We start from the raw sequence: 9,342 nt of genomic DNA, 5'->3' as shown, positions 1-9,342 counted from the left end.
ATCCCTGTAGTGCCCACGTTAATGGTATCGCATAACTAATGTATCTAATGTATATTGGTAGAACAGTAATAGGAAATACTGTTCCTGCTAGTAAGTTAGTGAAAGTGTTAAAGAATAGTGAAATGGGATTACCTTGTTTGGTTATCATGGTTACAGCTCCCGCGAGCATTCCTATTCCTAGAGTAGATATAAGTAGTAGAACAAGTATTAATAGAGTGCTTAAAATATTAATGTGGTAATCAGCTCCTAAAGCGTATCCTATTGCGAGTATTACGACAGCATTAACGGTATTTAATACTAATCCCCATAAAGCAGAATATAATAGAAAACCAATGGTTCCAGTTCTAGAAATTACATAATACTCTATAGTTCCATAAAGTTGTTCATTTCTCAGTCTCTGGCTTATCGTAGAAATTACAGACGATACATAGCCTTGAAAAGCTAAGCCTACCGTAAAGAATGCTGTATAATCTTTAACTCCTATTTCAGTAACTAATCTATTTCCTAAAGAAGTTCCTACAAAATAATAAGTAAACACTGGCAGAACCCAGCCTAATACCGTTAGGACAGTTTGAGTTCTGTATGAAACCCATACTCTAAATCCTCTAAGGTATAGGAAAGAATATAATTTTCCACTTATTCCCATCCTCTACCCCACCTCCCACCTCTTCTAACGGCTTCTAACCTTGCAGAATCCTCAACGTCTCCTATGAGATAAACGTAAACATCCTCTAATGAAGGATCTTCTTCTTTGATAATTCTGTAGTCCTTAAGTTCATCTAATTCCTTTTCCGGAACTCTCAACACATAATAGTCTCTGCTAGTTTCTATCACATATTTTCCTAACGCAGTAGGATAGTCGCCTACCTCTACCTCAACTACTTTACCCAAATAGTTCTTAAGAGTTTCTCTTGTCCCTTCTACTAAAACCTTACCTTTTTTGAGAAGTATAATTTTTTCAGCTAGTTCCTCTATGTCTTTCATATAATGTGAAGTGAGCAAAACAGTCTTTTCTCTACTAATTCTCCTCACGAGATCTCTAAACATTCTTGCTGAAAGAGGATCCAAACCTAATGTAGGTTCGTCAAGCAATAAAATTGGAGGATCAGTTATTAATGCTCTTGCTAAGGCTAGTTTCCTCTGCATCCCTGTACTAAACTTCATATATGGTATATTAGCCCACTCTGATAATCCTACTAACTCTAATAACTCATTTGCCCTTTTTTTAGCATCTGATAATGATAAGTTCTGTAAACTGGCGAAAAATATTAAGTTCTCCAATGCTGTCAATCTGTAGTAAAACAATCTTTCACTAACAGTTACCAAGCCTATGGATTCTCTAACTTTCTTCTCTTCTCTTGTCACGCTATACCCATTTACTATTGCATCCCCTGTTGTGGGTATTAATAGTGTGGAGAGGATCTTTATCAAAGTAGTCTTACCAGCACCGTTTGGTCCTACAAGGGCTCCTATACTTTTCTTCTCGATTTTAAACGTTACGTCATCTAATGCTTTAATTACTTTTCTTCTTATTTTAAAGATCTTTGAAATGTTGACAACTTCAATCGTCATTAGTTAAATATTTGACGATATCGAAATTAAACTTTTCTTATATAAGCTTAACATTTTACTTATCAGATGTGATAAGATCATTGGTTTGATAATCGATATAATTTCAATTGTATCACTCGTATGATAGTTATAATAGGGTATAAGTATAAAGTAGTTATAATAGAAAGGTTTAAAAACTCCTAGGAGAATATTTTATGTATGACCAATGAGAGTATAAAATACTTAGCAATAAAGATGTTAGCGGATAAAGCATATGTAGTAGATGCTATTTATAGTTATCTAGTTGAAGGAGAAAGACCTAGCGTATTAGCCCACAAATATAACATAACGAAGCATACGATCAGAGGAAATATTATGAGATTCGTGGAGAAAGTTGGAAGTGAAGGAAAAGCTAGAAAGTTAATAAAGTTGATAAAGGAGTCAAATGCAAAAGTGAGCCCTATAGTTTACAAGACAGATACACTTTATACATGCTTAATATGTAACGAGAAGATAGATGAAGCTAAGTTAGAGAAACATATTACTACTAAACATAAGGCTGAGTTACAAAGAGCAATTAATTATATCCTCTCAAAAGTAGAAGCTAAGAAGAAACAAGAGGATTCTGCTAATAATAAGAAAGAAATTGTAGTCAATGCTCAGAGTTAAAGTTTTTAAGTTATTCAAGGTAAGTGTTTTATAATATCTTCTGTTCAACTTTATTTAACTTATTATGAAGAGTGCAGTATCTATATGGGAACTAGGGACCATAAGCTAACTATTACACTACTAAAGCTCATAGCTAGTGCAGCATATTCCGGAGGTAGGAATATATAAGGATATAGTAAGCCAGAAGCTAACGGTACCATTATTATGTTATATCCAAAAGCCCATGCAAGATTCTCCTTTACTTTTCTAATAGCTAAATTAGATTCACGGAAGAGTTCTTCAATATCTTTCAATGACCTAATAATCACTTTTCCTGCACTCTTAGCTAATTCTGTTCCGCTGTATATGGCAACACCAACATCAGCTTCTTTTATCGCTATCGCATCGTTAACACCATCTCCTACAAACATTACCTTATAACCCTCATCTTTGAATTTTCTAACTAGATCAACTTTATCTTCCGGGGTAAGACCTTTATAATACTTAATGCCCAACTCATTCGCTATCTCTTCAACTTGTTCACTATGATCTCCCGTGGCTATAACAACGTTAATTTTCTTATACTTGAGAAAGTTTATCACGTCTTTAGCTTCTTCCCTAATCTTATCTCTAACACTTAGTATTCCTCCCGCCTTATTATTTACGCAAATGAGTATATCCCCTTCTTTATCTTCAACATTCCACTCACAATTATTTAGTACGAAATCCTTATTTCCAACAATTACATCATTTCCGTTAACTCTCGCATATATACCTCTACCAGGAAATTCTTCAAATGTCTCAACTATCCCATTAATTGTGGGAAAAGCCCTAGCTATGGGATGGTTACTCTTTGACTCAGCTATAGAAGCCAATTCAAAAGCCCCTTCAATGAATTCCTTTTTGCTCACTATTGAATACTTTCCTTCAGTAATCGTACCAGTCTTATCAAATATGACTAAGTTTACGTTCTTTAGCTCCTCTAGAACGTTACCGTCCCTAAAAACTATTCCTCTCTTTAATGACCTATGAACTCTAACTAATATAGCCATAGGGGTCGCTAATCCCAAAGCACAAGGACAAGCTACAGCTAAAACGGCTACGCTAAATAGTAGGGAAGATATTATCGTGGAATGTAGTAAGAATCTCCACGTTAGAAAAGTTATAATGGAAATTGTAATTATGGTTGGTACAAATACTTCAGAGACCTTATCTACTAAACCTTGTATGGATACTCTAGCGTTATAGGCTTCCCTAACAGTTTGGGTTAATTGCATTATATAACTTCTATCCCAATTCCTTGTAACGTAGATTTCTAGATAACCATTAGCTAAAACACTTCCCGCTAATACACTGTCACCCTTCTTCTTTAATACTGGTTTCTGTTCCCCAGTTAATATTGATTCGTCGACTTCTCCTTCTCCATTATCTATAATTCCATCAGCGGGGATTCTCTCACCTGATTTCACTATTATCACGTCGCCAACATTTAACTTACTTGAATCAACTAATCTCCCATCCTTTAACCTAGCCTTATATGGTTCTACGATGATATCAGAACTCATCCTAGCTTTGATGTAAGCCTCTAAAGTCTTGCCAATTAATACGAAAGTAATCAGTAAAGCTGAGTCCATGAAGAACGGATGATTAGGTAAAAATATGCTGGATATCCACATTACATTTGATGATAATGATACTAAAACATCCATGTTAGTTGATTTATTTTTCAACGCTCTATACGCTCCTCTATGAAACCTCAGACCAGAGTAATATACTACTGGTATAGATAAAAATAATGAGTAGTGTGTGAATACGAGAGATAGAATCGAAAAAATAATACCAACAATTAATCTTCTTGATAAGTCTTTAAATTCCCTATAAGTTATATCCTTCTCGCTTTTCTCAGAACTTAATATCTCTCCCTTAATCTTAGCTTCTCTCAGTATATCTTCTTTGGTTATAACTAAGGGATTGTATTCTATCGTTATAGTACCTAGGCTTGCATTAGAATTTACATCTATTACTCCTTTAGTTTCGATTAATTTCTTCTCAATTTTTGGTAATTCCTCTGGATTGACTTCAACTCTAATTGTAAATCTATCAGTTGCAACATCATAGCCAGCCTTTCTTACCGCCCTTATCAAGTCCTTTACTCTAACGCTATCTGATAATATGACCTTAGCTGTACCAGTAGCTAAGTTTACTTCAGCATCCCTTACACCTCTTACACTTTTTAATGATTTTGATACTGTTAACACGCACGTTGCACAATGCATTCCTATTATTTTTAGCTCCTCCTCTTTATCCATTGGGCATTCCCTTAGGTCCTCCCCTTAAGTACTCCTCTGGATTTTTCTGAAATTCTCTAAGACAACCTGCTGAACAGAAATAATACATCTTTCCCTTATACATTGTCTTATATTTGCTCTTCTCGTCTACTTCCATTCCACATACTGGATCAATCATAAGATAATATATAGAGTATGGCATTAAGATTTTTATCTTGCGTCATATTGAACGTAAAACTAAAAATTTACGTGCAAAATGAACACATAATTAGCTCTATTTACTAACGATCCTACGTGCAAATTTTTTCTTTATTCCCTCTAGGCAAGAACTACAGCACGCATAGTAAACCCTCCTACCCATTCTAAACGTTATTGGGCTATCATGTATTTCTTTTCCGCAATAATCACATTTTAATGTAAAATCATTCCTAGCTAAGAAAGTAATCTCTTTACCTTTTATCTGACTCAATTTGATTTGCAATTCGTCTAGCGTGTTAGCTCTAACTAGATTCATATACCTTCCATCGAGCAATTTATAGCATTCACCATTGCACTCTTCTGATATAACGAAGCCAATGAACGATTCAGACATAAATTCAATAGTAAATTTAACCCCCTTTTCCCTTAGTCTTGTTATGAGTTTAGTTGCAGTGCTTCTACTTACGTTTAGTCTTTTAGCTAGCTCGCTTGCGCTTATCCTAGAATCTTCTCTTAAAATTTCAAGCGCTCTATACTCTAAGTCAGAAAGTTTCCTTCTCACGTTATAATATATTTATAAGATAAGATAAATTTCTTCCCTCTCTAGATATGTAAGGTATAATAATTCTGTATGGAAGCTTAATTAGATTTAATGGGGATAAACGAGGAAGAGTCTGATTGTCTCTCATGCTATAGTTCTAAGCAAATCTTAAAAAAGTCCTTTTAAATATGATAAATAACTAAGGATAATTAGCAGTAATTAATAAACTTTTACTAATCAATTTGACAATAATTAGTTTTATCATTTTTTCTGTAAATACTATTCTTGTGAATTGAGTTAAGTACACTTACAGAAACTTTATAGTATATTTTATTGATAAAGTTCTCAAGGTTTATGGCAGTTAGTCCTATTGCAATTCCAAGTATCCATCCAGCTAAAACATCTAAGGGCCAATGTACTCCCACATAGACTCGAGAATAACTGACTATTAAAGCTTCAACTAAAAGTGGAATTGAAATATAATATGGTAATGTAAGGAGCACAATTACAGCTCCTACACTCACGATTAGTGCATGGCCAGAAGGATAAGAGAAATCTGTAGGCTTAGGGACCAGCAAATTTACGTGACTTAGTTCTAGAAATGGTCTAGGCTGAGCCATAGCATATTTTGAGATCTCTCCTAAGATAATAGCTATTATGAATCCACCTACGAGTAGTAATGAAGATCTTCTATATTTACCACCAACTATAAACAATATGGCTGTTACAGGTATCCATATATATTCCCTCCCGTACTTGGAGAAGAAAACCATGATTGGGTTTAACGGAGAAATCTGAGCATCATTAATGAGATGAAAGAGGTAAACGTTCCCTGGAAAGCTCTTTTCACCTATCACTTTAATAATTGCCGAAATTACCAAATAAATGGCGTATATTATGAAAACATATTTCCACTTTATGACCATGGACATCTTCTCTATACCTTAGAGTTATATAAAATTACTCCAAAAAATGATTTTTAGAATACCGAATTTTATTGTTGATAAACTGCTTAAATTACCCACTATACGTTAAGACTAGAAACGTAGGATAACTAACTCGTTAACGATAGAGGGCTTTAAGATTTTAACTTTTTCACTATTATTATATTAAGATTTTGTAATAGCATAAAATTGCCTAATTCAGATGATATTTTATAATGATTGCTTATAGATATTTAAGCGAGAATTCCACTCGCCAGCTCGTAAATTTCATAAAGCTTGTTAATTGCCTCTAGTCTTAAAAGAGGAATAATCTATCAAAAATTTTCTTCATTATAAACCTCAATTCACCCTTCCTCATGAGGGTTTATACTATGTAAAAATTTTGTTTATACAATATCAAATAAGTTATTATCTATACTTAAGATGGATAAAATTATTTAGGAAGCGTTATCTATTTAAAGTCATTGCTAAATATTGTTCAATTTAATAGCGAATATGATAGATTTTATTATATAGTACCGAAGCTAATAAGCAAAAAATGTTAATTATTTACGCGTATTAGTTATCAAAAAAATAGAATATATCTTAAATTTATATCTTATTTATACCCCTAAACAGAACTAGAAAGACTATTGCTGTTAATATCATGTAAATGCTAGCCATTATGATGCTTGTTAATCCATCACCTATTGCTCTGGAAGAGACAAAATCCAATGGGACTGATATTGCTATAAAAAATATAGCTACAATACCTGCAATAACTCCTGCTAATGATACTTTATTCATCTTCACCTCACCAGTATTGTGATTAACCTAACTGAGTCCCACAGAAGGTTATACGCCATAAATCCAGCCATGAATGCTGTAGCGCCTAGTATTAAACTTAAAATGGCTATTCCTAGCCTAGTCATCGAGCATCACTCCTTAACGTAGACCTCATAATGATATAATTGAACTCCAATACCCCATAACATAAGTATTACACCTAAGTCCATTCCTGCGTACGTAGCCTTAGGTCCTATACTTGGTAAGGTCCACATCAATCCTAGTAAGAATAGTGAGACTACAAAAATTACTATTATTCCATAAAAGGCAGCCCTCTTCTTCCAGCTGTAACCAACTTGACTACCTACTGCTGCAATGGGCTTTCTACCTAAAATATAAGCTGCAACTCTCCTTAGCATATATGCCACAAATAATCCTAGAGGGATTAAGATTATGCCGTTAACGATTGTTGGAAACTCAATAAAGTTGAATAATGTAGCAGAGAAAGATAAAGCACCAACAGCACCCAATAATATCTCTAATGGCGTAATGTTCATTTTAATTACCTTAGTAGTGTTATGAGCTTTTACCAAGTTAATATTCCCTCCCCCTGCATTATTTGTATTGCCTTTGGTGGGCCATAGATAAACTATTAAGCCTATTATTACTAATGGTGGACCTAAGTATTCTATCTGGGCAGTAGTTGGTTCTGGAACACCAGGTTGTAAGTATCCCCATATAGATAGTTCAATAAGATATATTGCTAGTGTGCTCATTATCCAAGTCCAGAATTTCCTTCTGGCTACACTAATGTAGTCTGAAGGATCTAAGAATGGCAAAAGCATAAGTATTACTAAACCTACTACTAATATTGCCAATACTAGTATCGGCGTAATCGGCATTCCGTTAGGCAATAAGAAGTCTACGAACTTGTATAAGAATAAGAAGAACCATGGAGGATAAGGCTCTACACTAACTGCTTGAGGAGATCCTGCTTGTGGTGCCGGATGAGGATTAATAACGATGGGTAAACCATTTATATTTGCTAATAAGTTGGGTACAAATAATATTATACCCCATGTTAATAGAACTATGGATAGCATGTATACAAAATTCCTAGGCCACCATTCATTAAACCTCATTTGCTCCTCTTTAGTATAATATGCTGGGACCTTAGGCTTATCACTACTTCTAGGCGTCATTCCATACCTCTCAGACAGCATGAAATGGAATAGGAATACAACACCTATTAAGAATACTAGAATTATGTGCCAACCTAACAGCCTATCAAATAACTCAGATCTTACTAATGGATTAGATGAGAGTGCCGCACTTCCACCTGGACCAAATAACCAGCCAACTATCGTTGAAGCGCCGGGTATTCCGGTTCCCACAAGCAATTCGCTTCCTATATCTATTGCATTCACACCTAGTACATCACTTACCAAACTATATCCAAAGAACGAAGCACCTAGTGTTAAAGCAAGTAAAATTACGCCAGTTACCCATTGTAGTTCTCTAGGCTTTTTATATGCTCCTTTATAGAAGTTTCTGAACATATGGATATAGGCTAATATGATCATAATGTATGCTCCATATAAGTGACTAAATAATAACACAGGACCATAAGGCACGCCGTTAATTATACTTTGAGTAGATTGATAAGCGAAAGCAGGTTGATAATATAATAGTAAGAATAGGCCCGTAATTACAGTATATGCAAATGAAGCTGCGACCATGGCACCTAGCCAGTAGGATATATTGTACATATAATCTGGAGTTCGAAATAATGGCGCTTCATTAATTCCTACTCTATCTAAAATGGTATCTATAATTCCTTTTTTCTCTTGTTCAACCAACTTTTTTCACCTCATTTCCATTAACCTGCATAGTAAGGGAAGAGGAAGGTGGAGGAGCTGAAAAAACTGTTTGCTTAGACGCATAAGCCAGTGCATCGAATATTCCTACGAATAACGTCACAAGTAACCCGGGTATTCCCACTTCAGCCAAGAAAGACTCTATAAGGTTGTACGGCTGGAAAATTATCGGATAGGCTATCATTCTTCTTAAGAATCCTAAATAACCTGCGACAGACATTGCATAACCTACTCCTATGAATGGCACTGTCCACCAGATCATTCCTACTCTCATCCACTTTGAAGCTTGCTCACTAAAGTTATATCCAGTAAGCGTGCTTTTTATCATATCCAAGAATACCGTGGTAAAGCCCATGACTATGAGGGTCCAGATCATTAAGTGAAAATGTCCGACTACGTAATATGTGTTATGAAATATTGCATTTATTGAATTTTCTGGTAAAACTAATGCTTGAACTCCAGCTAATATGAATCCAATAAGTGCAATTAATGCTCCCATCCCTACTGGGTCTTTCCAATTATACTTCTGG

At 34.7% G+C, this 9,342-nt stretch carries 11 protein-coding genes; 1 reads left to right on the top strand and 10 read right to left on the bottom strand.

Annotation, left to right across the window (positions count from 1 at the left end; genetic code table 11):
• Together DMP16_RS05740 and DMP16_RS05735 are read right to left on the bottom strand one after the other, a co-directional pair.
• On the bottom strand, positions 1-646 hold a 646-nt coding region (locus DMP16_RS05740; RefSeq protein ID WP_143576966.1), incomplete at its 3' end, for an ABC transporter permease.
• Positions 637-1,572: an ABC transporter ATP-binding protein gene (locus DMP16_RS05735; RefSeq protein WP_069283616.1), complete on the bottom strand. Its 936-nt coding sequence runs from the start codon at positions 1,570-1,572 to the stop codon at positions 637-639. The genes DMP16_RS05740 and DMP16_RS05735, both read right to left, overlap by 10 nt.
• Before the next feature lie 198 nt (positions 1,573-1,770).
• Between DMP16_RS05735 and DMP16_RS05730 the strand changes: the two genes are divergently transcribed.
• Complete coding sequence (locus DMP16_RS05730; protein ID WP_069283615.1) at positions 1,771-2,220, top strand: hypothetical protein; 450 nt, start codon at positions 1,771-1,773, stop codon at positions 2,218-2,220.
• A gap of 80 nt (positions 2,221-2,300) precedes the next feature.
• Here the strand turns inward: DMP16_RS05730 and DMP16_RS05725 are convergent, their stop codons facing one another.
• From DMP16_RS05725 to DMP16_RS05695, 8 genes are all read right to left on the bottom strand, one after another.
• Positions 2,301-4,508, bottom strand: coding sequence for a cation-translocating P-type ATPase (locus tag DMP16_RS05725; RefSeq protein ID WP_069283613.1), 2,208 nt, complete (start codon positions 4,506-4,508; stop codon positions 2,301-2,303).
• Entirely contained in the window at positions 4,501-4,665 is a 165-nt protein-coding gene (locus DMP16_RS05720; RefSeq protein WP_069284698.1) for a YHS domain-containing protein, read from the bottom strand. The genes DMP16_RS05725 and DMP16_RS05720 overlap by 8 nt, the downstream gene beginning before the upstream one ends.
• Positions 4,666-4,761: 96 nt before the next feature.
• On the bottom strand, positions 4,762-5,247 hold the full coding sequence (locus DMP16_RS05715; protein ID WP_069283611.1) for a TRASH domain-containing protein: 486 nt from the start codon (positions 5,245-5,247) through the stop codon (positions 4,762-4,764).
• A 212-nt stretch (positions 5,248-5,459) separates the two neighbouring features.
• Complete coding sequence (locus tag DMP16_RS05710; RefSeq protein ID WP_069284697.1) at positions 5,460-6,146, bottom strand: phosphatase PAP2 family protein; 687 nt, start codon at positions 6,144-6,146, stop codon at positions 5,460-5,462.
• Between the two features lie 615 nt (positions 6,147-6,761).
• Positions 6,762-6,956: a hypothetical protein gene (locus tag DMP16_RS05705; RefSeq protein WP_069283609.1), complete on the bottom strand. Its 195-nt coding sequence runs from the start codon at positions 6,954-6,956 to the stop codon at positions 6,762-6,764.
• A 2-nt stretch (positions 6,957-6,958) separates the two neighbouring features.
• On the bottom strand, positions 6,959-7,081 hold the full coding sequence (locus tag DMP16_RS11355) for a hypothetical protein (protein ID WP_255446811.1): 123 nt from the start codon (positions 7,079-7,081) through the stop codon (positions 6,959-6,961).
• A gap of 6 nt (positions 7,082-7,087) precedes the next feature.
• Complete coding sequence (gene soxC / locus DMP16_RS05700) at positions 7,088-8,794, bottom strand: proton pump complex cytochrome B SoxC (protein WP_143576965.1); 1,707 nt, start codon at positions 8,792-8,794, stop codon at positions 7,088-7,090.
• The coding region (locus DMP16_RS05695) for a cbb3-type cytochrome c oxidase subunit I (RefSeq protein WP_185957821.1) at positions 8,787-9,342 on the bottom strand (556 nt) is incomplete at its 5' end. The genes DMP16_RS05695 and soxC, both read right to left, overlap by 8 nt.

It is taken from the genome of Sulfolobus sp. B1 (assembly GCF_007050195.1).
Classification (GTDB): Archaea; Thermoproteota; Thermoprotei_A; order Sulfolobales; family Sulfolobaceae; genus Saccharolobus.
This window is presented reverse-complemented; position numbering and strand designations above follow the sequence as displayed.

Coding starts and splice junctions, on each gene's coding strand:
- DMP16_RS05735 (WP_069283616.1), bottom strand. CDS start 1,572: ATGACGATTGAAGTTGTCAACATTTCAAAGATCTTTAAAATAAGAAGA.
- DMP16_RS11355 (WP_255446811.1), bottom strand. CDS start 7,081: ATGACTAGGCTAGGAATAGCCATTTTAAGTTTAATACTAGGCGCTACA.
- DMP16_RS05725 (WP_069283613.1), bottom strand. CDS start 4,508: ATGGATAAAGAGGAGGAGCTAAAAATAATAGGAATGCATTGTGCAACG.
- DMP16_RS05730 (WP_069283615.1), top strand. CDS start 1,771: ATGACCAATGAGAGTATAAAATACTTAGCAATAAAGATGTTAGCGGAT.
- DMP16_RS05720 (WP_069284698.1), bottom strand. CDS start 4,665: ATGATTGATCCAGTATGTGGAATGGAAGTAGACGAGAAGAGCAAATAT.
- DMP16_RS05705 (WP_069283609.1), bottom strand. CDS start 6,956: ATGAATAAAGTATCATTAGCAGGAGTTATTGCAGGTATTGTAGCTATA.